The sequence below is a fragment of the Halorubrum ejinorense genome (assembly GCF_055389685.1).
In genome coordinates, this window is record NZ_AP043777.1 from 2,572,441 (window position 1) to 2,592,036 (window position 19,596).

Here is a 19,596-nt window from a genome sequence, read left to right on the forward strand (position 1 = left end):
GTCGAACGGCGGCTGCTCGGCCGCCGGCTCATCGTTCGACCTCCAAGTCCGATCCCAGCTCGTTCCGCTTCGTGTGAACCGTGTGGACCACGGCCGAGATGCCGAACGCCGAGACGAGGACCGTCCCGAATCCGACGGTCGTCAGGTCACTGAACGGGTACACGCCGAACCACACGAGGCCGACGACGCCCCCCAGAACGGCCGCCAGTCCGAGGTAGTGATAACACCACGGGATGTCGTTCGCCGGGACGTACTCCAAGTGCATCTGGACCTCTCTGACTCCCTCGGCGAGCCCGATCGTGCCTCGGTCTCGGTCGTACTCGATCAGTCCGCAGTCGCTCAGCTTCGGGAGGTGCGTCTGGCGCAGCGAGGAGTACACCCGCTTCCGCTGCTTGTAGTCCACCTGCCCGACTGTGGTGTCGTTCTCGCGGGCGGCGATGTAGTCCACGAGGTCGGAGAGCTCGATCGTCTCCCCCTCGTCGTGGCCTTTGAGATACTCGATCGCGTATCGCCGCCGCCCGTTGCTCAGTACGTCGAAGATATCGTCGCGGTCGAGTTCGGTTCCCTGCGCTGTTCCACTCGTCGTGTCCCGATCAGGTGTCGTATCGGGGTCGTCCGGTTGTTGGCTCCGTCTCTCCTGACTCACGTCGTCTCCCCCTCCCCTCCGTCACTGATCCAGATCGCTGTTTCGACCGGTAGGATTCGTCGGCGACAAACCGTCTCGTCGTCGCATCGATTGTACCGAGTCGTCCTATTCAGGAGGGTGTCTATACTGGGTGTATATTGTTATGTCACCCGTTTAATTAATAAGCTGAAATTTGTTTGAGATAGCTTTAGCTTATATCTTGACAACTTGGGCTTGCGGGATAAGGCCGCAACAGGTTATTCCGGATATTAGAACATATGTGGTATTACTCGCCGGAATAAACATCTGATGTGTTCAAGCCAAATTATACGAACACTCATATATATGAGGCCGCCTGCGCCGGTGGTGTTCAGATAAGAATTGAAAGGTGAGGCGGTGCGTTTTCAAAGTGGTTCATGCCCAAAAACGACCGCCTCAGCGGCTGTTTAGACGAGATCAACTTAGAGTTTGTGGAGCGAGAAGCAACACCGAAGCTGTTGATGAAGCTCAGTATTCAGCTTCATCTTGCTGGATTATCGCTTTCGAATACTGTTTCGTTTCTTGAGATATTCGGTGTTGATCGGGTTCGATCTACCGTTCATAACTGGGGTGATAAAGCCGATTTACAGCCAGAAACAGTCGGAGCCCTAATCACGTTGCGGTTGATGAGATTGTGATTCAGCTTGACGGTGAACAGTATTGGCTGTACGCTGCCGTCGATCCAAAGTCGAACGATCTACTACACACAAAGCTTGAATCCACGAGAAATAATGCTTTTGCAGATCTATCTTTTGCTGAACTCTGTGAAAAACACGACGTAGATGACGCAGTTTTTCTCGTTGATGGCGCATCTTCACTTCAGCGAGCTTGTCGCAAACACGATCTGGATTTCAGATACGAACGACATGGAAATCGGAATAGTGTCGAACGTGTCTTTCGTGAGGTAAAGCGTAGAACTATCTGTTTCTCAAATTGTTTCAGCAACGCTCAAGCAGAAACTGCTGACGAGTGGCTGAGATCGTTCGCTTTCGCATGGAATCAGCTTATCTGAACACGAGGGTCAGGACTGCCCGTCGCACGTGGCCGAAATAGATGTATTCGTTTCGTCTCCGGCGATAAGGGCAAACTCTTTATCTTCCGGTGGTACATGCGCCTCGTCGAGGCGGTTCTCGACACGTGACCCCTCAAGGGGTTTCCTTCGGCTATCCCGACGACAACTGTGAGAAGGAGGTTGCCATCGACGACCTCGTACCGGTAGGTATCTGATAATAACCGGTCGATCATGCGGGAGAACGAGCTGATTCTCTGCGACAATCTATTGCCCGAGACGGGACCGATGGAGAACATCACGTTGTCGGAGATATTGGATTCCGTATGGGTTCGGATGAGGCTGCCGACTGCGGAGTACAAGTCCGAAATTGAGGTGTAATCCCGCTGAAGATGGTCAGAATTAGTCACTCTTAATTGTGGATCCAAGTACACGGCTCGTGCATTATTGGCCGGGATAGAAGGCAAACCACCACACCAGCTTGAATCGATGCTTAGTGATATTTCACAGGACTCGGCGGCCGACTGGATCAGCGTAATATATTACTAATACGATAGAAATAAATATAATAACACATGAATTATTCAATCTTCCTATAGATCTAATTGAGCAGTGTCGAAATTCTGGCAAAGAGGCGTGAGAGATTGGTAATCATAATCCGATTGGAATATATCAGATTGTGCTTTACGACTGCCACAGAGTTATCAACATATTTAATTATCAGATTTGGTTTTAAATGAACATTCTGAATAGGAATTTCTCGGTTAGAAAATATAGTCAAATACCGATAAATTGTAAATCGGAGTATTAGTACTTATGTGGTTTCATCTCGACTAGAACCGGGTTGAACAGCAACAATAGGCATCTGAGCAGAGAAATTACCCAACTGATTATTAGTGATAAATGTAAAGTCAACGTATATACCTTCACCTGGGCTCAGACGAATTGCATCAAAGACATTCCCTCGTGATTTAAGAATTGGTCTTCCTCCAGAGTCAATATTAATGACACCAGTTCCTCCACCAGACGCTGAAAGTCCCGACCCTCCGGTTCCGGGCCCGGTTTCTGGTTCATTATAAATATACGCGGTGTCGATCCCGTTTATATCAGCAATTAGATTTGGAGCGCTACTTGGATCTTCATACGCAGAATCTGATTTGACAATACCAATAACAACATCATCATCACCCTGATTTTCTATAGAGAAAACATTCAAGAATGCCGTCCTTGCATTAGGATTTAATCCGGAAGATCCATTATTTGAACTTGAAAAATCAAGTTCTAATTCTCCATTGCTAGCCTGAGAGGCACGTGTGTCCTGCGATTCCAAGCTAAGATATGCTTGTGCGTCTCCCGTAACAGTAACTGCGACACTACGCGAAGCAGTAACGCTGCTAAACGCACCACTTCCTAGTGCAGCCGCCCCACCGGCGGCGAGCGATCCAAGTCCGGCCAATATCTTGCGTCGTTGCATAGTGTTGTCACCTGTCTGGTGCGCGGGGGCGACACGCGGATCGATATCCGAACCGTCGATCCACCGCGTCGGCCCCGAGCACTCACGAAACACGAGGGAAGGGACCGTTACTAGTCTGAGCAGCCTGTTGCGCCACCAGTCCGAGGCTGTTTCTCGTCCGGGTCAGCGTACGAAACGGTAAGCGAGGATTCCGACCCCAGAAACGCCAGACGGATTTCCCGTAAGCCGATCGTAATCGTCCGTCCGACAGGACGGCCGACATACTCGCTCTCGTTCGAGGACAGAGTGCGAAACGAGCCGTTCGAGACAAACGCGTAAGAGTCGGTAATACCGGCTTAGGCCGACGTACATCCGAATATAACTAAGCGTCGCGGGCGGGACTACATGATCGTGATCGACGAAAACACGGACGACGACGCGAGTCACACCTCCGCGAGTCGTCCGGTCCCGCTCGGCTCACTCGCGAGGCGCGTTCCCGGGGCGGCCGCGAACGCTCCCAAGCGGAACGTCCTCGTCGCCCTCGCGTACCTCTTCGCCTGTTTCTTCGCCGCAGGACTGCTCTGGGCGGCCCTGTGAGCGCGGGCGACGAGGGCGGACGAAGCCGCTCTCCGAAACCCGGAAGCGATTTCCGTCGGCCTGTCGTTCCTCCTCGTATGGATTACGAATCGAGCCTCGACCGCGCGATGGAGGAGGTACCGGATCTGGGCGGTTCCGACGAGCGACTGTCAGTGCCCGACCCCGAATGGCAGAAGGACGGGGCGTTCACCCGCCTGACGAACCTCTCCGGGATCGCCGACGCGTTGAGCCGCGACCCCGAACACGTCCACTCGAAGATCCAACAGGAGCTCGGCACGGCCGGACAGTACGAGGACGGGCGCGCCCGCTACAGCGGGAACTTCCGCGAGCGCGACTTCCAGGCCGCGATCGACTCGTACATCGAGTCGTTCGTCACCTGTTCGGAGTGTGGCCTCCCCGACACCCGACTGGAGACCGAAAACCGGACCCCGATGCTCCGCTGTGAGGCCTGCGGCGCGTTCCGGCCGGTCGCGAAACAGAACACCTCCAACACTCAGCGACAGGAGGACGCCGTCGAGTCCGGGAACACGTACGAACTCGAGATCGTCGGCACCGGCCGCAAGGGCGACGGCGTCGCCGAGCGCGGCGAGTACACCATCTTCGTCCCCGGCGCACAGGAGGGCGAGACCGTGACCGCCTACATCAAGAACGTCTCCGGCAACCTCGCGTTCGCCCGCCGAGAGAACTGAGCGGACGCCGCCGTCGCGCCGTTCGTTTCGCGACGACGACCGCCGGGCCCCGGTGACCGGCGTTCCGCTACCCGACCGTTTATGCGGCCGTTCGCGTATCGTCATCCATGGCCACGCGACTCCCCGAGTCGGCCTTCGAGGACCGGCTCGCCGCGGTCCGAGACCGGCTCGCCGAGACGGACGCCGACGCCGCGACGTGGGTCGGCGCGACGGCGATCGAGTACCTCACCGGCTTCCATCACATCCAGACGGAGCGCCCGGTCGTCCTCGCGGTCACCGACGACCGGGTGGAGATAACCGTCCCGCGGCTGGAGGTCGAGCGCGTCTCGCCGAACCCGCGGATCGACGCCGTCCACGACTACTTCGACTACCCCGGCGGCGCCCCCGTCGAGGTCGCCGTCGAGATGCTGAACGGCCTCGGCGTCGACGCCGTCGCCGCCGACGCGGACGGACCGCTGGGCGTGATGGGGTACGAAGGGCCCGCGTTCTCCGACTCGGTCGACGTCGAGTCGCAGTCGTGGGTCGACCGGATGCGCTGGGCGAAGTCCGACGGCGAGGTCGACCTGATCCGCGAGTCGGCGAAGTGGGCGAACCTCGGGCACCGCTACCTCGCCGACTACTCCGAGCCGGGCGCGCACCCCGCGACCGTCTCGCAGCGCGCGTCGACCGACGCGTCCCGCGCCATGCTCGACACGCTCGGTGACGACTACAGCGTCCGCGTCCGCGGCGACGGCCCGGTCCACGCCGGCTACATCTCGGGAGAGGAGACCGCGCTCCCGCACGGTCACACCCCGAACGAGCGGCTCTCCGAGGGCGACGTGCTCGTCACGGGCGCGACCGCGAACGTCGACGGCTACCGCTCGGAGCTCGAACGGACGATGTTCGTCGGCGACTACTCCGACGAACAGGAACACTACTTCGAACTCATGCTGGAGGCGCAGACGCTCGCCATCGACGCGCTCGGCCCGGGCGTCCCCGTGGCCGAAGTCGACCAAGTCGTGTGGGACTACTTCGACGAGCAGGGCGTGACGAGGCTGGCGCAACACCACGTCGGCCACAACATCGGGCTTGGCGGCCACGAGCCGCCGTACATCGACCGCGGCTGGGACGACCGGTACGACGGCGACGACGCCGTGATGCGACCCGGGCACGTGTACACCATCGAGCCCGGACTCTACACCGACGAGTACGGCTACCGCCACTCCGACACGGTGGCGATCACCGAATCGGGAACGGAGCAGCTCACCAACTTCCCGCGGGACATCGATTCGAACGTCGTCTGAAGCGCGGCCGCCGCTGCCCGCCCGCTACGCGACCCGGCTGGTGACTACCTTATGACCGGTTTCAACGGCGTGGTCGCGTCTGAGCGCGTCCGCGTCGCTGGCGGCGTCCAGCAGGCATTCGAAGGCGCACTCACGACAGACGAGGTGGTGTAGCTCGCTCGGGGCGGATGTGCTCATACCTCATTCACCGCTTTCGATGGCATAGTTACGAGCCACCTACGGACGGGTAATCAAGCCGTACCGGCGGTCGAGTCCGCTCGTCACTCGCTCGCGCCCGGGAGCCGCGATTCGAACCGGTCGAGCGCGACCTCCACCATGTCCGGACTCACCGGCTGGAACTCCTCGCGCTCGTGGTCAGGGAGGTACTCTCGGACCCCGTTCCACGAGTCGCGAGCGTACCGGGCGTCGAGCAGCACGCGGACGCCGCGCTCGTCGGGGCCGCGGATGACGCGCCCGACCGCCTGTCGGGCCTTCCGGACGGCGGGAACGGTGAGCGCCGTCTCGAAGCCGGACTCGAACCGGCGGTCGTAGGCGGCGATCACCGCCCGCGTCCGCGGTTGGGCGGTGTTGATTATCGGGACGCCGCAGACGACGGCGGCGGCGAGCCGGTCACCGCGGTAGTCGACACCCTCGGTGAGCGTCCCGCGGAGACTCGTCACCAGCACCTTGCCCTCGCCGGCGAAGAAGTCGTCCTTCAGCGACTCCGTCTCGCGGTCGCCGGAGGACTCGTCTAAGAGGACCGGCTTCTCGAGCCGGTCGGCGAGCGCCTCGGCCATCCACGTCGCCTCCGCGTAGTTCGGGGTGCCGACCAGCACGTTCCCCCCGCGGCGCGCGACGGCGGCCGTCGCGTCGACGTGCGCGAGCCGGGTCGGGTTCTCCTCGCCGGGGGCGCCTCGGTTCTGGTGGGTGAACTTCGGCGCGTCGACCGCGAGGCTCGTACGGTTCTCTTCGGGGAAGGAGAGCCCGTAGGTCCGCTCGACGACCGGGCGGCCGCGCTCCTCCAAGTGGTCGAGCCCGGTGACCTCGCGGAACAGGTCCATCGGCTCCAGCGTCGCGCTCATGAGGACGCCGCCGCCGAACGACGCCAGCCGGTCGCCGATCGGCTCGCTCGGCAGGCAGTTGTGGAGCGCGAGCCGCGCGTTGTACGCGCGTCGCCACGAGTCCGGCGGCTCGGCCTCGTCGAACGTGCGTTCGAGTTCGATCGCGCGGAAGAAGTCGGTGTGGCCCTCGCGGTACCACGCGTTGAGGGTGCGACCGACGCCGGGCGCGGCCCGCTGTTTGTCCTCGTCTTCGAGCGAGTCGAGGACGCGCTTGACGACCGCACCCACCTGCTCTGCGCGCGCCCAGACGCGCTCGTCGTGTCCCCCGCGGTCCGCCCACGCCGTGATCTCGTCTTCGCCCGGTTCCTCGGGGTCGCGGAGCGGTATCTCGCCGTCGTCGAGGTCGCGCATCGACGCCCGCCAGTCCGGCCGCTCGCGGTCGAGGTACGCGGTCACGCGCCGGTCGAGTTCGCCGCGGAGGTCCGCGTAGAACGCCCGGACGGCCTCTATCTCCTCGACGGTCACGTCGGCGTCGTCCAGCTCGCCGCGGACGAGTGCGGCGTCGTCCGACTCCGCGCCCGCGCTCTCGAACGACAGCGGCTGGACGACGCGAGTGAGCTCGTTCTCCGCGTCGCGCAGGCTCGCGTCCGCGACCGCGTCGCTCACGAGGTCGCGCACGCGCGGCTCCAGCATGTGCGCCTCGTCGCAGACGACGAACGTCGAGTCGTCGAGGAGCGCGCCGGTGAACGTCCCGGTCGTCACCGGGTCGAAGGCGTGATAGTAGTTGCCGATGACGACCTCGACCTCGGGCACGAGCGCGCCCATGACCGAGTGGGGACACGAACCGTGACCGGCCGCGAGCCGGACGAGTTCGTCGGCGTCGACGTGGCCGAGTTCGGTCACGTCGAACGGGACCGCCTCGGCCGGGTCGCCGTCGTCGGGGAGGTCATCGAGGAACCCGGCGTAAAAGGGGCAGAACTCGGTCCCGTCGTACTCCTCGGTGTCGGGGCGGTACGGCGTCGGCTCGCCGTCGACGGAGAGGTAGTCCGCGTCGGGCGCACCGCTCCCGTCGGACGCTTCGCTCGGACCGGACGCTTCGCTCGGACCGGACGCGCCGCTCGCGGCGGAGCCGGAGTCCAGCAGGCCGACCTGCCGGCTCCGCGCCTCGCTCACGAGGTTCGACGTCGTCGTCGCGCCGCCGTCGCCGACGAGGTTCCGGGTGCGCTCGCGGAGCCCCTCGCAGCGCTCGTACACGTTCTCGCGGTCGATGCCGCCGCGGTTCTCCCGGGCGTACGGACAGACGTCCGCCTTGCCGACCAGCGTGAGTCCCGAGACGGGGTCGTAGTCGCTCGGGAGGTTCTCGTTTATCGTCCGGAGATCCGTCTCGAACTGGCGCAGTTGCTGTTTGACGCTCGTGAGGACGAAAATGCGCTCGAAGTCGGAGCCGGGGTCGCGGACGCGGTCGAGCCCGGCGGTGAGCGCGAGCATCGTCTTCCCCGTCCCGCAGGCGCCCTCCAGCGCGAGGAAGCCGCCGTCCGCGGCGGCGTCGACGGCGGCGTCGATGCCGTCCGCCTGTTCAGGGTAGGGTTCGGGGTGGCCGAAGAAGTCGGCCCACGGGGGCGAATCGGTCACGGACGCGAGTTACGCGCCATCCGATTTAAACGCTTCATCGGCGGGCGACAGACGCGTCTGCGAGGTCGCGCGGCTCCGCGACCGCGGCTGCGCCACGCGGACCGCCCCGCCCCGGTCACTCCACGATGTCGTGGAGGTCGGCCAGGTCGTCGATCTCCCAGGTCGGCCAGACGTTCAGCTCCCAGTCTCGGCGGTGGGGGCGGCGGATGAACGCCGAGTCGATGCCGGCGTTCTCGGCCGCGCGAACGTCGGACTCGTTGTCCCCGACGAACAGGGCGTTGCCCGCGTCGAGGTCGCCGAGCGCCTGCTCGATGTAGTGCGGGTTCGGCTTGCGTAGCTGAAGCGAGTGGATCGTCGGCTCGCGGCCGTACGCGGCGCCCATCCGCTCGAAGCCGTCGAAGTGATCGACGAGGAAGTCGACGGTCGCCTGCTGGTTCGACGAGACGATCCCCATCTCGACGTCGAGGTCCTGTAGCTCGTCGAGGTCGTCGTACGGGGTCTTGCGCCCCTCGCGGGCCTCCTGTTGTTGGGCCCGCGACACCACGTCGTCACGCGTGCGCCAGAACGACCCCGGATCGAGGTCGTACGTCTGACAGACGGTGCCGACGCTGCCGGGGGTGGCGCCGATGGTCATTCGCTCTACGTCGTCCGGATCGGGCTCCTCGACGCCGCACTCCTCGAACGCGTTCCGGGTCGCATCCCGGAGCACGTCGAAGCGCGTGCGGCCCACGAGGACACCGTCGTTGTCGAACACGACGGTATCGTACGTCATAGCCCCCATTCACGGCCGGCAGGGATAAGCGTTTCAGTGGCCTTCTCGGCGACGAGAATCGCCGCGAACCCGCGCTGGCGCCGATGAGGGGGCCAGCAGTCGCCTTTACCACCCGGCGGGGCGTGGTCGGCTCATGCGAGTGAGTGTCATCGGCGGGAGTTCGATCGGTCCGGAGACGGCGCGGGTCGCCGAAGCGCTCGGCGGGCGGCTCGCGGAGCGCGGACACGTCGTCGTCTGCGGTGGTCTCGGCGGCGTCATGGAGGCGGTCTGTCGCGGCGCTCGCGACGCGGGCGGCGAGACGATCGGCATCCTCCCGACCGACCGGCTCGCGGACGCGAACCCGCACGTCACGACGCCGATCGCGACCGGGCTGGGTCACGCGCGCAACGCGCTCGTCGTGATGAACGGCGACGCCGCGGTCGCCGTCGACGGGGGCAGCGGGACGCTCTCTGAGATCGGGCTCGCGCTGGCGCAGGGACGCGCGGTGGCGGGACTCGACACGCACGAGGTCGACGGCGTCGAGGCCGTCGACACGCCCGCGGCGGCGGTCGAGTTCGTCGAGAACGCGGTCGCGAACGGATCATAAAGTGATTCGGTCGCTCGCGCCGACACCGCGTCCGTCGACGCCGTCTTCTAGCACCCGCGGGACGGGGCGCGACGGCGACCTCGGACGGGACGCGAAACGGACCGGTGAAAACGAGTACTCCGTCTCCTTCGCGGCGGACTACCAGGTGTCGTGGAAGGTGTCGAACTCGATCGAGTCGAGCGGTTTCTCGCCGATGGCGGCCTCGTACTCGCCCGGCGTCAGCATGGGCTTGTGGAAGCGCGGCCCGTCGTCGGTCGTGATCCGCGGGCAGCCCGTGTTGACGAACGCGTCCATGTCGAAGTTCCGCAGGCGGTCGGGCGTCACCTCGTCCATCGTGATCAGGTAGGCGTTCTCGTTGTTGTCGACGATCTCTTGGGCCTTCTCCCAGCGCCCCTGTCCGATCTTCGTACAGAAGATGACGCCCCACTTCTCGGCGTCCATCGCCTTGTGGACCGAGGCGTAGCGCTGCTTGAGGAACTGGTCGTGTTCGGCGACGGACACCGCGTTGTTGACCGGGTCGGCGATGACGACGCGCTTCTCGGGGTGCTCCATCGCGAGCCCGACCGGGTGGAACTTCCCGCCGCCGACGTACAGGACCTGGTCGGCGGGGATGTCCGCCGAGGCGTAGTTACAGCCGAGCACCTGCCCCTCCTTGGTGAGCCGGTCGTCGCCCCGCCGGGTGTGGACCTCGTAGCCGCGCTCCTCGAGCCAGTCGGTCATCTCCTCGAAGCGGTTCATGTGCTGGGCCGTCGTGACGAGCCCCACGTCGGGGTCCTCCTCCGGCGGCGTCAGCTCCTCCGCCAGCGCGTCCTCCATGATCGGGAACGGGTCGACGTTCGAGAACAGGGGGACGTAGACGATGCTGTCGGACTCCTTCATCGGCGTGTGGCCGAAGTGGACGAACACGTCCGTCCGCCGCATCAGGTACGTGTCGAGGTCGCAGGCGCCGTAACACGGCTGCCCCGACAGCATGAACGTGACGTCGTCGGGCGCGACCTCGCGGAGGTCGTCGGCGACCTTCGGACCGCGGCGTTTCAGCCCCTCCGGGAACTGGAGGCCGACCTTCGAAGCGTCGCGCTCTTCGATGGCCTCGAGTATCCGATCGAGCTCGTAGTCCCACTCGCGGTCGTGTTTCAGGGCCATCCCCGTCTTCGTGAGGTCGCCCTCCGTGGAGCCGCTCATATCGGACGATTTGTGCGGCAGGACGGTTAAACGGCGCGTTCGGCGACGGATGGTGTAACCGGTCCCAGTTACTAATTCCGGGTCGACGGCGTCGACCGGTGTGCGCTCTCGCCGAGCGTACTCGTGTGCCTGCCGCGGCCGACGGACCTAACGGCCGTCCCCGCCAACCGGGATCCAATGACCGACATTCCGCTCGAGCACGTCCACGTCGCGCCCGACGACAGCCCAGACGGCGAGTCAGCGCCCGCCGTCTTCGTCCTTCACGGCCGCGGCGCGGACGAGGAAGACCTGCTGCCGGTCGCGGCCGAGCTGCCGGAGGGACACCACGTCGTCAGCCTCCGCGCGCCGGATCCGCTTCAGGGCGGGTACACGTGGTACGAGCTGGACCTCTCGGCCGGCGGGCTCGAATCGAGCCAGCCCGACGCGGCCGACTTCCGCCGGAGCCTCGACCTGATCGTCGAGAGCGTCGAGGCCGCGGTCGACGCCTACGGGCTCGACGCCGACCAGATCGGGCTGCTCGGCTTCAGTCAGGGCGCGATCACGAGCCTCTCGCTCCTGTTGGAAGAGCCCGACCGCTACGCGTGGGTCGTCGCGCTCCACGGGTACCTCCCGGAGTCGCACGCCGACCTCGACCCGGACGGAATCGAGGGGAAGCCGGTCTTCGTCGGCGCCGGCGCCGGCGACCGCGTGATCCCCGAGTCGCGAACGAGCGCGGCCGTCGAACGCCTCGAAGCCGTCGGCGCGGCCGTCGAGCGCGGGAGCTTCCCGGGCGGGCACGGCATCGGGCCACAGGAGTTCGACGCCGTCGTCGAGTTCGTCGAGGCACAGGGGCGCTGACGGCGGTCGAAACACGCCCTCGACGCCCGGCTCCGGCAGGTTCAAACCGCTCGGCCACGACGAACGAACATGAGCGTCGAACAGGTTTCCATCGAGGACCTCGGTCGAGAACTGGGCGAGCGGATCGCCGAAACCACGGAGTACGAGCGGTTCGAAGAGGCGAGGGCGGCCGTCCAGCGAGACGAGGAGGTCCAGAGCCGAATCGACGAGTTCGAGCAGCTTCGCGCGGAGTTCATGCAGGCGCGACAGACCGGCCAAGCGACGAACGAGGAGCTTCAGCGCGTCCAGGAGGCGCAAGACGAGCTCCACGCGATGCCGGTGATGAGCGAGTACCTCGACGCGCAAGACGAGCTCACGGACACGCTCGAAACGGTCAACGAGGCCATTTCCGAGCCGCTGGCCGTCGACTTCGGCGGCGAGGCCGGCGGCTGCTGTCAGGACTGACCGCGCCGCGCCCCCAACAGTTTATCCCGAGTAGCGAGCCACAGCCACCGTGATAGCCGTCGCCGGCGGCAAGGGCGGAAGCGGAAAGACGACGACGACCCTCGGACTCGCGCGCGCCCTCTCGCGGCGCGGCGCGCCCGTGGTCGCCGCCGACGCCGACTGGGACCTCCCGAACCTCCACCGACTCGCGGCCGAGACTCCGGCGGTCGCCGAGGCCGCGTCGAGCGTCGGTGGACGCGGACACGTCTCTCGTCGGAACGGCGAAAGGAGCCACCGGACCGACGACGCAGCGGCACGGACCGTCCTCGATGCGGTCCGCGAAGGCGATGCGGTGCGCCCCGACCGTTCCGCGCCGACGGTCCTCGCGGCGCCGGACGCGCCGCGGTCCGTCGACGCGCTCGCGACGTTCGAGGCGCTCGACGGGGCGACGCCCGACGGCGCACCGGTGCTACTCGACTGTCCGGCTGGCGCGTCGCCGGACGTGGCCGCGCCGCTGCGAGCGTCGGACGGCGCCCTGATCGCGACGCCGCTCAGGCGCGCCGCGCTGCGTGACGCGGCGAAGACGGCGGCGCTCGCCGAGCGGCTCGGCTGCCCGCCGCTCGGAGCGGTCGTGATCGGCGAGACGGACGTGCCCGAGCGGGTGGCAGCGCTGCTGAACTGCCCGGTTCTCGGACGGGTCCCGGACGGCGGAGCCGCACCGCTCGCCGACGAGGCGGTCCGGAAGGCGTACGGTGACCTCGCCCGACGGCTCGGCGAGACGGCGGCGGCGACGGGGTGGCAGGTCGCGTGAGGATCGCGGGCACCGGCGACCTCGGAGCGGCGGACGCGGAGACGACTGGCGGCCAAGGGATCGACCATCGACAGACCCAAGACTCCACGGGCGGCAGCGATCGTATGGAGACGCTCCCGACTGGGATTTCGGCCCTGGACCGGCAGTTCGGCGGTGGGATCCCGAGCGGTAGCGTCGTCGTGTTGGAGGCGGACCCGGACAGTCAGTCCGAACTCATTCTGGACCACTTCGCCCGGGTCCGCCGGTGCCGCTACCTTACGACCGTCCGCTCGCCCGGCTCGGTCGAGGCGGCGCTCAGCCTCGACGGGGACGAGGAGACGACCGTCGAGGCCGTGGACGGCGGCGACCTCGACGGGACGGCGTCGCGGACCGAGGACCTCCCCGAGGGCGGCGCGCTGATCGTCGACTCCGTGGAGCCGCTGGAGGCGAACGCCGGGCCGGCGGCCTACGCCGACTTCCTCGACGGCGTCCGAACCCGGGTCGACGACGCCGGCGGTGTCGCGGTGCTTCACGCCCTTCGGGGCGGTGAGGACCCGCGGACCCGCCGGGTCACCGAGCAGGTCGCAGACGTCGTCTTCGACCTCCGCACCACCGTCACCGGCACCGAGATCGCGAACCGGCTCATCGTTCCGAAGTTCCGGGGCGGAGCCGCCCTCGAAGAGCCGTTGAAGCTGAAACTCACCGACGCGGTCAGCGTCGACACGAGCCGCGATATCGCCTGAGCGTCGGGCGGAGAACTACCGATTCGCGGCGCTACGGGCGAGCGGGGGCAAAAGCGTGGACGGCCGGCGGCCGCGTCAGGCCACGACCGAGACGGAGAGGACGGCGACGCCGACGAGCGCCGCGGCGACCGCCCAGTTCCGTGCCGTGTCGTAGGGGCCGTACGGGCCGCCCTTCCGCGAGAAGAGGTACAGCGCGTAGACGGCGAGCGGTGCCAGCGTCGGCAGCGTCGCGACCGAGGCGACCGCCGTGAAACTCGACAGCAACGCGATCGCGACCGTCGCCGCGCCCGCGACCCCGGCGACGAGGGCGTCCTCTCGTGCCCGTTCGATCTCCATGTTCGGTGTGGGTCGGCCGTCGCTCAAAAGGGATCGGTTCGACGCGCGCGGCAAGCGAGGAGTCGAGAGGAAGCCGGGTCGATCGAGGGCCGGAGTGTCGCGTCGACTGGTCGGCCACTGATCGCTCTCGTCGTACCGAAAATGCCGAAAACGGGCGTCACAGCGGGGTCGGGCCCCAGCGCGCGGTTACTCTTCGTCGATCTCGTCGACGATCTCGTCGGCGTCGACGTCGACGTCTTCGAGCGCCTCCTCGATGTCGACGTCGCCGGCGCCGCCGCCCATGCCGCCCATCATGCCGCCGAGACCGCCCATGCCGCCGCCCTCGATGACCTCCTCGATCACGACGCGGTCGAGATCGAGACGGTCCATGAGGTCCTGTGCGATCTGCTGTTTCTGGAACATCCACTGCTGGTTCATCTGCATCGCCTGCGTCGCGGTGACGTAGAGAACGTCCTTCTCGACCTCCTCGGTCTCGACGGTCTCCTCGCCGTCGTCGTCCTCGGTGACGGTCTCCTCCTCCTCGGTGACCGTCTCGATGCGGACTTCGGGCGCCTCCTGGAGGTACATTCCGAGCATGCCCGACGCCTGCTCCTCGCGGTCGTCGATGGCCTCGAGGATCTCGTACTCGTACTCGAGGTCCTCGCCGGCGAGGGGGTGGTTGAAGTCGACGCGGGCGCGGCCGCCGATGATCGTTTCGAGGTGGCCCTGCTGGTTGTCGATCTGGACCTGCGCGCCGGGATAGCGGCTGTCCTCGGGGATCTTGTCGGCCTTGACCGTCTCGACCTCGTCGGGGTCGTACTCGCCGAAGGCGTCGTCGGCGGGGACATCGACCGTCCCTTCGTCGCCGACGGCGGCACCGAGGAACGCCTCCTCGACGGAGGGGAACACGTGGCCGGCGCCGAGCGCGATGATGCGCGGCTCGAAGTCGTACTCGTCGACGTCGATCTCGGCGTCCTCGGCCGTTTCCTTGTCGGTCGTGTCGATGACACGGTCGTCGTCGGCCGTTCGGATCGTGTACGCGACGCGGACGAAGTCGCCGTCTTCGAGGCCGCCGGCGTCGGTTTCGGTCTCTTCGGCCTCGTCGGCCGCGTCCGCTTGCTCCTGATCGCTCATACCAGAAGGTCACCTGTTACACCCTTAAGAAGCACGGTTCGGCCCGGAGGCCGCCGCCGAGCGGCGAACCGCCGGGGACGGCCCGAGAGCGGACCATGTCGGCGCCGCCGCACGCTGGGTCCCGCGTCGCTTATGAACGGCCCGACCGCACCCTGTGTCATGTACGAGGTCGAGATCAAGGTCCCGGCGGCGCTGGCGACGGTTCGAGAGCGGCTTCGGGAGGCCGGCGCCGAGCGCGTCGACGCTCGGCGGCAGCGCGACACCTACTACGACGCCCCGCACCGGGACTTCGCCGAGACCGACGAGGCGCTCCGGATCCGGCGCGAAACGCCGATAGACGACGGAGCGGAAGATCGAGAGGCCGACGACGGGGCGGCCGACGCGACGGTGACGTACAAGGGCCCGCTCCTCGAGGCGGCCTCGAAGACGCGCGCCGAACACGAGACGGGCGTCGACGACGGCGAGGCGCTCGCCGCCGTTCTCTCCGGACTCGGCTTCGAACCGGCCGCGACGGTCGACAAGCGACGCGAGTTCTGGTCGTACGACGGATTCACCGTCACGCTCGACGCCGTCACCGGGCTCGACGAATACGTCGAGATCGAACGCGCCGTGGAGGGAGAAAGCGAGGTCGACGCGGCGCGCGAGGCGGCTGTCGACGCCCTCGACCGGCTCGGCCTCGACGCGGACGAGCAGGTCCGAACCTCCTATCTCGGACTGCTGTTGGCCGGCGAAGAGGACTGACGCGTGAGTTACGCCTCCGCTCCGCCCGGGTCCGCCCCGTCGTTCCTGTCGTCCGGCGGTCGCTTCTCGGAGAGCACCGTCCGCTCGAACTCGCAGACGAGGTCCTCGTCGTCCCCGCCGGCGACCGTGAACGCCTCGACGCGCATCGTGACGACCCCGCGCTCGCCGTCGCTCGTCTCCCGCTTGTCGGTGACCGTCGACTGCGCCCGGATCGTGTCGCCGTGGAACACCGGATTCGGATGCTCGACGTCGTCGTACGAGAGGTTCGCGACGATGGTTCCGTCCGTCGTCTCGGGGATCGAGATCCCGACCGCCAGCGACATGGTGTAGAGCCCGTTCACCAGCCGTTCGCCGAACTGCGTCTCCGCGGCGAAGTCGGCGTCGAGGTGGAGCGGCTGCTGGTTCATGGTCATGTCACAGAAGCGCTGGTTGTCGGCCTCGGTTATTGTCCGTCGCGTCGCGTGTTCGATGGTCTCTCCGACAGTGAACTCCTCGTAGTAACGTCCGGGCATGGACTCGCGGTCGGCCGGCCGCGTGAAATCGGTACCGCTCTCGGGCGGGGGAGACCACGCCGCCTCCCGTGCGCGGGACGACGCACGCCCCGCTCCGGCGGTTTTTACTCGCCCGCCCGCGGACCTCGGCACATGCCACGCCGAAGCCTGCTGTTCTCGCCCGGCGACAGCCCCGAACTCATGCGGAAGGCCCCCGCGTCCGGCGCCGACGTGATCTGTTTCGACCTCGAGGACGCCGTCGCCCCGGACCGGAAGGCGGAGGCGAGACGCGCCGTCCGCGAGGTGCTCGAAGATCCCGCGTTCGACCCGGACGCGGAGGTGTGCGTGCGACTGAGCGCCGAGTCACCGGCGGCCGACCTCGACGGCGTGTTGGGAACGAACGGCGGGGGAGAGGCCGGCGGCGTCCGCCTCGACGCCGTGATGCTCCCGAAGGTGACGGGCCCCGAGCGAGTCGAGTCCGTCGCGTCGCTGTGTGCCGAGCGCGGCCGCGACCCGGCCGTGTTCGCCCTCGTCGAGACCGCGGCGGGCGTGTTGTCGGCGCAGTCGATCGCGGCCGCTGGCCCGACCGACGCGCTCGTGTTCGGCGCGGAGGACCTCGCGGCCGACGTGGGCGCGACGCGGACCGACGAGGGGACGGAGGTCCTGTACGCCCGCGAACACGTCGTCCTCGCGGCGAGCGCGGCCGATATCGACGCGATCGACACGGTGTACACGGACTTCTCAGACGACGCGGGGCTGCGCGAGGACGCGGCGTTCGCGCGGCGACTCGGCTACGACGGCAAGCTCGCGATCCACCCGGCACAGGTCGCGCCGATCACGGAGGCGTTCACGCCGGACTCGGAGGAGGTCGAGTGGGCCCGGAGGGTCGTGGACGCCCGCGACGAAGCGGAACGCGAGGGGCGAGCCGTCTTCCAGGTCGACGGCGAGATGATCGACGCGCCGCTGATCGCGCAGGCGGAGCGGCTCCTCGACCGCGCAGCGGACGCCGACCGCTGAGTCCGCGTGGACGGGCGGTTCCGCCGCCGGCGGCCGCGGGCGGTGTCGGCACGAACAATACCCGTTCCGGTCGCCACAGTTAACCTCCGGCCAACAGCACGTGATCGTATGTCTTCTGAGGCAAACCCGTTCGAGAGCCTGCGAGAACAGGTGGACGAGGCCGCGGCGGTCGTCGACGCGGACCCGGGCGTCATCGAGCGCCTGAAGAACCCCGAGCGGGTGTTAGAGACGAACCTGACGTTCGAGCGCGACGACGGGTCGTTGGAGACCGTGCGCGCGTACCGCTCGCAGTTCAACGGCGACCGAGGGCCCTACAAGGGCGGGATTCGGTATCACCCGGGCGTCACCCGCGACGAGGTGAAGGCGCTGTCCGGCTGGATGGCCTACAAGTGCGCCGTCGTCGACGTGCCGTACGGCGGCGGAAAGGGGGGGATCGCGATCGATCCCGCCGACTACTCCGAGAGCGAGCTAGAGCGGATCACCCGCGCGTTCGCGACCGAACTGCGCCCGATGATCGGCGAGGATCGCGACATCCCGGCGCCGGACGTCAACACGGGTCAACAGGAGATGAACTGGATCAAAGACACCTACGAGACCCTCGAGAACACCACCGCTCCGGGCGTTATCACGGGGAAGGCGATCGACTCGGGCGGCAGCGAGGGGCGCGTCGAGGCGACCGGCCGGTCGGTGGCGCTCTCGACCCGCGAGGCGTTCGACTGGCTCGGCCGCGACCTCTCGGGCGCGTCGGTCGCGGTCCAGGGATACGGCAACGCCGGCTCGGTCGCCGCGAAGCTGCTCGGCGATCTCGGCGCGGACGTCGTCGCGGTCTCCGACTCCTCGGGCGGTATCCTCGACCGCGACGGACTCGACGCCCGCGACGTGAAGGCTCACAAGTCCGAGACCGGTTCGGTGACCGGCTATCCCGGCGCCGAATCGATCACGAACGACGAGCTGCTCACGCTCGACGTCGACTGCCTCGTCCCGGCCGCACTGGAGAACGCGGTCGACGGCGACCTCGCGCCGGACGTCGCCGCCGACCTCATCGTCGAGGCCGCGAACGGACCACTTACCCCCGACGCGGACGACGTGCTCGCCGGACGTGACATCCACGTCATCCCCGACATCCTCGCGAACGCGGGCGGCGTCACCGTCTCGTACTTCGAGTGGGTCCAGAACCGACAGCGGTTCAGTTGGACCGAGGAGCGCGTCAACGAGGAACTCGAGCGCGTGATCACCGGAGCGTTCGACACGCTGGTCGACACCTACGAGTCGAACGAAGTGGACGACATGCGGACCGCGGCGTACGTCGTCGGGATCGGTCGTATCGTGGACGCCTACGATCAGGCCGGCAACTGGCCGTAGACCGATCGGTCAGGATCGGTCGGGCGGTTAGGATCGCGCGACCGCGGTCGGTTTTGCGGTTGGTGCGGCGATCGCGGTTGGTGAGACGAGTCCGACCTACTCCAGCGCCGCGTCCCGGACTTCGATGTGGCCTCGGTCGCCCTCCCAGACGGTGTCGTACGTGAGGTCGATACGGCGGTCCATGTGGGGGCCGTCGACGACGTACGTCTCGAACTCTCCGCCCTCGCCGAGCGGGTGGACGCCGTACTCCTCGCGGAGCGCGAGCAGATCGTCGAGGGCGGCCGCGTCGAAGGTGCGCCCGAGCCACGACTCGTCGAGCCCGTAGGCCGCCACCTGAACGATTCGGATCTCGAAGCCGGCGTCGAACATCTCCCCTGCGAGCTCGACGGGATCGCGCTGCCACAGTGGAGCAAACAGGTCGATTCCGAGGCGGTCGCACATGGCCTGAATCCTGTTCGTCTGGAACTCGCTTTCGACCGCGCCAGCCGTGACGCCCGCGAGGTCGACGTCGTCTTCGGCGGCGATCTCTCGGAGCGCAGCTTCCATCGGCTCCAGCTCTGCGTCGCCCTGCGCGCCCGCGTCGTCGACGTCGTCGGCTCCGAAGTCGTCCGGCGACACCTCGACGAGGTCGATCCCGACGCTCTCGGCGGCGAGCGCGGCGAGTTCCGTCGCCGGCGTGTGGTACATGTACGAGTCGCCGGCGGGATGGACGGTCAGGAGTCGGGAGACGTCGATTCCCTCCTCTAAGGCGCGGTATAACGCCCATGAGGAGTCTTTTCCGCCGGAAAAGAGGCTCACCCAGTCGTTCATACGCGACAGAGGGAGTCGAGTCGATA

The 19,596-nt window shown here is 66.4% G+C and carries 21 protein-coding genes and 1 pseudogene; 12 read left to right on the forward strand and 10 right to left on the reverse strand.

The window, feature by feature from the left end:
- Nucleotides 1–28: 28 nt before the first annotated feature.
- Nucleotides 29–646 carry a DUF7344 domain-containing protein gene (locus tag ACZ5KW_RS14250; protein ID WP_343780834.1) on the reverse strand — a complete coding sequence of 206 codons (618 nt, stop codon included), beginning with the start codon at nt 644–646 and terminating at the stop codon, nt 29–31.
- A 395-nt stretch (nt 647–1,041) separates the two neighbouring features.
- Between ACZ5KW_RS14250 and ACZ5KW_RS14255 the strand changes: the two are divergent.
- Nucleotides 1,042–1,676: pseudogene (locus ACZ5KW_RS14255) on the forward strand (IS6 family transposase).
- A gap of 811 nt (nt 1,677–2,487) precedes the next feature.
- Here ACZ5KW_RS14255 and ACZ5KW_RS14260 read toward each other — a convergent pair.
- A complete protein-coding gene (locus tag ACZ5KW_RS14260; RefSeq protein ID WP_343780832.1) occupies nt 2,488–3,147 on the reverse strand; it encodes a hypothetical protein in 660 nt (219 codons plus the stop codon).
- Nucleotides 3,148–3,531: 384 nt separating this feature from the next.
- Here ACZ5KW_RS14260 and ACZ5KW_RS14265 point away from each other — a divergent pair, with 384 nt between their 5' ends.
- From ACZ5KW_RS14265 to ACZ5KW_RS14275, 3 genes are all read left to right on the forward strand, one after another.
- A complete protein-coding gene (locus tag ACZ5KW_RS14265) occupies nt 3,532–3,723 on the forward strand; it encodes a hypothetical protein (RefSeq protein ID WP_343780830.1) in 192 nt (63 codons plus the stop codon).
- A 77-nt stretch (nt 3,724–3,800) separates the two neighbouring features.
- Entirely contained in the window at nt 3,801–4,412 is a 612-nt protein-coding gene (locus ACZ5KW_RS14270) for a translation initiation factor IF-2 subunit beta (RefSeq protein ID WP_343780826.1), read from the forward strand.
- Nucleotides 4,413–4,519: 107 nt separating this feature from the next.
- Nucleotides 4,520–5,695 (forward strand): M24 family metallopeptidase, encoded by a 1,176-nt coding sequence (locus tag ACZ5KW_RS14275; protein ID WP_343780823.1) that lies wholly within the window; start codon nt 4,520–4,522, stop codon nt 5,693–5,695.
- A gap of 24 nt (nt 5,696–5,719) precedes the next feature.
- Here ACZ5KW_RS14275 and ACZ5KW_RS14280 read toward each other — a convergent pair whose 3' ends face one another.
- The 3 genes from ACZ5KW_RS14280 to ACZ5KW_RS14290 form a co-directional block, all read right to left on the reverse strand.
- Nucleotides 5,720–5,872 carry a hypothetical protein gene (locus tag ACZ5KW_RS14280; protein WP_343780821.1) on the reverse strand — a complete coding sequence of 51 codons (153 nt, stop codon included), beginning with the start codon at nt 5,870–5,872 and terminating at the stop codon, nt 5,720–5,722.
- 83 nt (nt 5,873–5,955) lie between these two features.
- Complete coding sequence (locus ACZ5KW_RS14285; RefSeq protein ID WP_343780819.1) at nt 5,956–8,367, reverse strand: ATP-dependent DNA helicase; 2,412 nt, start codon at nt 8,365–8,367, stop codon at nt 5,956–5,958.
- Between the two features lie 115 nt (nt 8,368–8,482).
- Nucleotides 8,483–9,139 (reverse strand): HAD family hydrolase, encoded by a 657-nt coding sequence (locus ACZ5KW_RS14290; protein WP_343780817.1) that lies wholly within the window; start codon nt 9,137–9,139, stop codon nt 8,483–8,485.
- Nucleotides 9,140–9,272: 133 nt separating this feature from the next.
- Here ACZ5KW_RS14290 and ACZ5KW_RS14295 point away from each other — a divergent pair, with 133 nt between their 5' ends.
- Nucleotides 9,273–9,725 (forward strand): TIGR00725 family protein, encoded by a 453-nt coding sequence (locus ACZ5KW_RS14295; protein WP_343780815.1) that lies wholly within the window; start codon nt 9,273–9,275, stop codon nt 9,723–9,725.
- Between the two features lie 138 nt (nt 9,726–9,863).
- Here ACZ5KW_RS14295 and dph2 read toward each other — a convergent pair whose 3' ends face one another.
- Nucleotides 9,864–10,907 carry a diphthamide biosynthesis enzyme Dph2 gene (gene dph2, locus ACZ5KW_RS14300; RefSeq protein ID WP_343780813.1) on the reverse strand — a complete coding sequence of 348 codons (1,044 nt, stop codon included), beginning with the start codon at nt 10,905–10,907 and terminating at the stop codon, nt 9,864–9,866.
- A gap of 177 nt (nt 10,908–11,084) precedes the next feature.
- Here dph2 and ACZ5KW_RS14305 point away from each other — a divergent pair, with 177 nt between their 5' ends.
- The 4 genes from ACZ5KW_RS14305 (at nt 11,085) to ACZ5KW_RS14320 (ending at nt 13,700) form a co-directional block, all read left to right on the forward strand.
- Nucleotides 11,085–11,744: an alpha/beta hydrolase gene (locus ACZ5KW_RS14305; RefSeq protein ID WP_343780810.1), complete on the forward strand. Its 660-nt coding sequence runs from the start codon at nt 11,085–11,087 to the stop codon at nt 11,742–11,744.
- Nucleotides 11,745–11,813: 69 nt separating this feature from the next.
- The gene (locus tag ACZ5KW_RS14310; protein ID WP_343780807.1) at nt 11,814–12,188 is read left to right on the forward strand and encodes a YlbF/YmcA family competence regulator; all 375 of its coding nucleotides are present in this window, start codon (nt 11,814–11,816) and stop codon (nt 12,186–12,188) included.
- A gap of 49 nt (nt 12,189–12,237) precedes the next feature.
- Nucleotides 12,238–12,978 carry a MinD/ParA family ATP-binding protein gene (locus ACZ5KW_RS14315; protein WP_343780805.1) on the forward strand — a complete coding sequence of 247 codons (741 nt, stop codon included), beginning with the start codon at nt 12,238–12,240 and terminating at the stop codon, nt 12,976–12,978.
- A gap of 104 nt (nt 12,979–13,082) precedes the next feature.
- A complete protein-coding gene (locus ACZ5KW_RS14320) occupies nt 13,083–13,700 on the forward strand; it encodes an RAD55 family ATPase (RefSeq protein WP_343780999.1) in 618 nt (205 codons plus the stop codon).
- 75 nt (nt 13,701–13,775) lie between these two features.
- Here ACZ5KW_RS14320 and ACZ5KW_RS14325 read toward each other — a convergent pair whose 3' ends face one another.
- Complete coding sequence (locus ACZ5KW_RS14325; RefSeq protein WP_343780803.1) at nt 13,776–14,036, reverse strand: hypothetical protein; 261 nt, start codon at nt 14,034–14,036, stop codon at nt 13,776–13,778.
- Nucleotides 14,037–14,222: 186 nt separating this feature from the next.
- On the reverse strand, nt 14,223–15,149 hold the full coding sequence (locus tag ACZ5KW_RS14330; RefSeq protein WP_343780801.1) for an FKBP-type peptidyl-prolyl cis-trans isomerase: 927 nt from the start codon (nt 15,147–15,149) through the stop codon (nt 14,223–14,225).
- A gap of 159 nt (nt 15,150–15,308) precedes the next feature.
- Between ACZ5KW_RS14330 and cyaB the strand changes: the two genes are divergently transcribed.
- Nucleotides 15,309–15,890 carry a class IV adenylate cyclase gene (gene cyaB, locus ACZ5KW_RS14335; RefSeq protein ID WP_343780799.1) on the forward strand — a complete coding sequence of 194 codons (582 nt, stop codon included), beginning with the start codon at nt 15,309–15,311 and terminating at the stop codon, nt 15,888–15,890.
- An 8-nt stretch (nt 15,891–15,898) separates the two neighbouring features.
- Here the strand turns inward: cyaB and ACZ5KW_RS14340 are convergent, their stop codons facing one another.
- Entirely contained in the window at nt 15,899–16,402 is a 504-nt protein-coding gene (locus ACZ5KW_RS14340; RefSeq protein ID WP_343780797.1) for a MaoC family dehydratase, read from the reverse strand.
- Between the two features lie 132 nt (nt 16,403–16,534).
- Here ACZ5KW_RS14340 and ACZ5KW_RS14345 point away from each other — a divergent pair, with 132 nt between their 5' ends.
- On the forward strand, nt 16,535–17,398 hold the full coding sequence (locus ACZ5KW_RS14345) for an HpcH/HpaI aldolase/citrate lyase family protein (RefSeq protein ID WP_343780794.1): 864 nt from the start codon (nt 16,535–16,537) through the stop codon (nt 17,396–17,398).
- Between the two features lie 108 nt (nt 17,399–17,506).
- Nucleotides 17,507–18,760, forward strand: coding sequence for a Glu/Leu/Phe/Val family dehydrogenase (locus ACZ5KW_RS14350; protein ID WP_343780792.1), 1,254 nt, complete (start codon nt 17,507–17,509; stop codon nt 18,758–18,760).
- Between the two features lie 96 nt (nt 18,761–18,856).
- Here ACZ5KW_RS14350 and ACZ5KW_RS14355 read toward each other — a convergent pair whose 3' ends face one another.
- Complete coding sequence (locus ACZ5KW_RS14355; RefSeq protein ID WP_343780789.1) at nt 18,857–19,570, reverse strand: diphthine--ammonia ligase; 714 nt, start codon at nt 19,568–19,570, stop codon at nt 18,857–18,859.
- Nucleotides 19,571–19,596: the final 26 nt, after the last annotated feature.

Bases quoted from the DNA above. Each gene is read 5' to 3' on its own strand.
- ACZ5KW_RS14270 (WP_343780826.1), top strand. From the start codon at position 3,801: ATGGATTACGAATCGAGCCTCGACCGCGCGATGGAGGAGGTACCGGAT.
- ACZ5KW_RS14295 (WP_343780815.1), top strand. From the start codon at position 9,273: ATGCGAGTGAGTGTCATCGGCGGGAGTTCGATCGGTCCGGAGACGGCG.
- ACZ5KW_RS14305 (WP_343780810.1), top strand. From the start codon at position 11,085: ATGACCGACATTCCGCTCGAGCACGTCCACGTCGCGCCCGACGACAGC.
- ACZ5KW_RS14280 (WP_343780821.1), bottom strand. From the start codon at position 5,872: ATGAGCACATCCGCCCCGAGCGAGCTACACCACCTCGTCTGTCGTGAG.
- ACZ5KW_RS14290 (WP_343780817.1), bottom strand. From the start codon at position 9,139: ATGACGTACGATACCGTCGTGTTCGACAACGACGGTGTCCTCGTGGGC.
- ACZ5KW_RS14310 (WP_343780807.1), top strand. From the start codon at position 11,814: ATGAGCGTCGAACAGGTTTCCATCGAGGACCTCGGTCGAGAACTGGGC.
- ACZ5KW_RS14355 (WP_343780789.1), bottom strand. From the start codon at position 19,570: ATGAACGACTGGGTGAGCCTCTTTTCCGGCGGAAAAGACTCCTCATGG.
- ACZ5KW_RS14330 (WP_343780801.1), bottom strand. From the start codon at position 15,149: ATGAGCGATCAGGAGCAAGCGGACGCGGCCGACGAGGCCGAAGAGACC.
- ACZ5KW_RS14350 (WP_343780792.1), top strand. From the start codon at position 17,507: ATGTCTTCTGAGGCAAACCCGTTCGAGAGCCTGCGAGAACAGGTGGAC.
- dph2 (WP_343780813.1), bottom strand. From the start codon at position 10,907: ATGAGCGGCTCCACGGAGGGCGACCTCACGAAGACGGGGATGGCCCTG.
- ACZ5KW_RS14260 (WP_343780832.1), bottom strand. From the start codon at position 3,147: ATGCAACGACGCAAGATATTGGCCGGACTTGGATCGCTCGCCGCCGGT.
- ACZ5KW_RS14275 (WP_343780823.1), top strand. From the start codon at position 4,520: ATGGCCACGCGACTCCCCGAGTCGGCCTTCGAGGACCGGCTCGCCGCG.
- ACZ5KW_RS14265 (WP_343780830.1), top strand. From the start codon at position 3,532: ATGATCGTGATCGACGAAAACACGGACGACGACGCGAGTCACACCTCC.
- cyaB (WP_343780799.1), top strand. From the start codon at position 15,309: ATGTACGAGGTCGAGATCAAGGTCCCGGCGGCGCTGGCGACGGTTCGA.
- ACZ5KW_RS14325 (WP_343780803.1), bottom strand. From the start codon at position 14,036: ATGGAGATCGAACGGGCACGAGAGGACGCCCTCGTCGCCGGGGTCGCG.
- ACZ5KW_RS14340 (WP_343780797.1), bottom strand. From the start codon at position 16,402: ATGCCCGGACGTTACTACGAGGAGTTCACTGTCGGAGAGACCATCGAA.
- ACZ5KW_RS14320 (WP_343780999.1), top strand. From the start codon at position 13,083: ATGGAGACGCTCCCGACTGGGATTTCGGCCCTGGACCGGCAGTTCGGC.
- ACZ5KW_RS14345 (WP_343780794.1), top strand. From the start codon at position 16,535: ATGCCACGCCGAAGCCTGCTGTTCTCGCCCGGCGACAGCCCCGAACTC.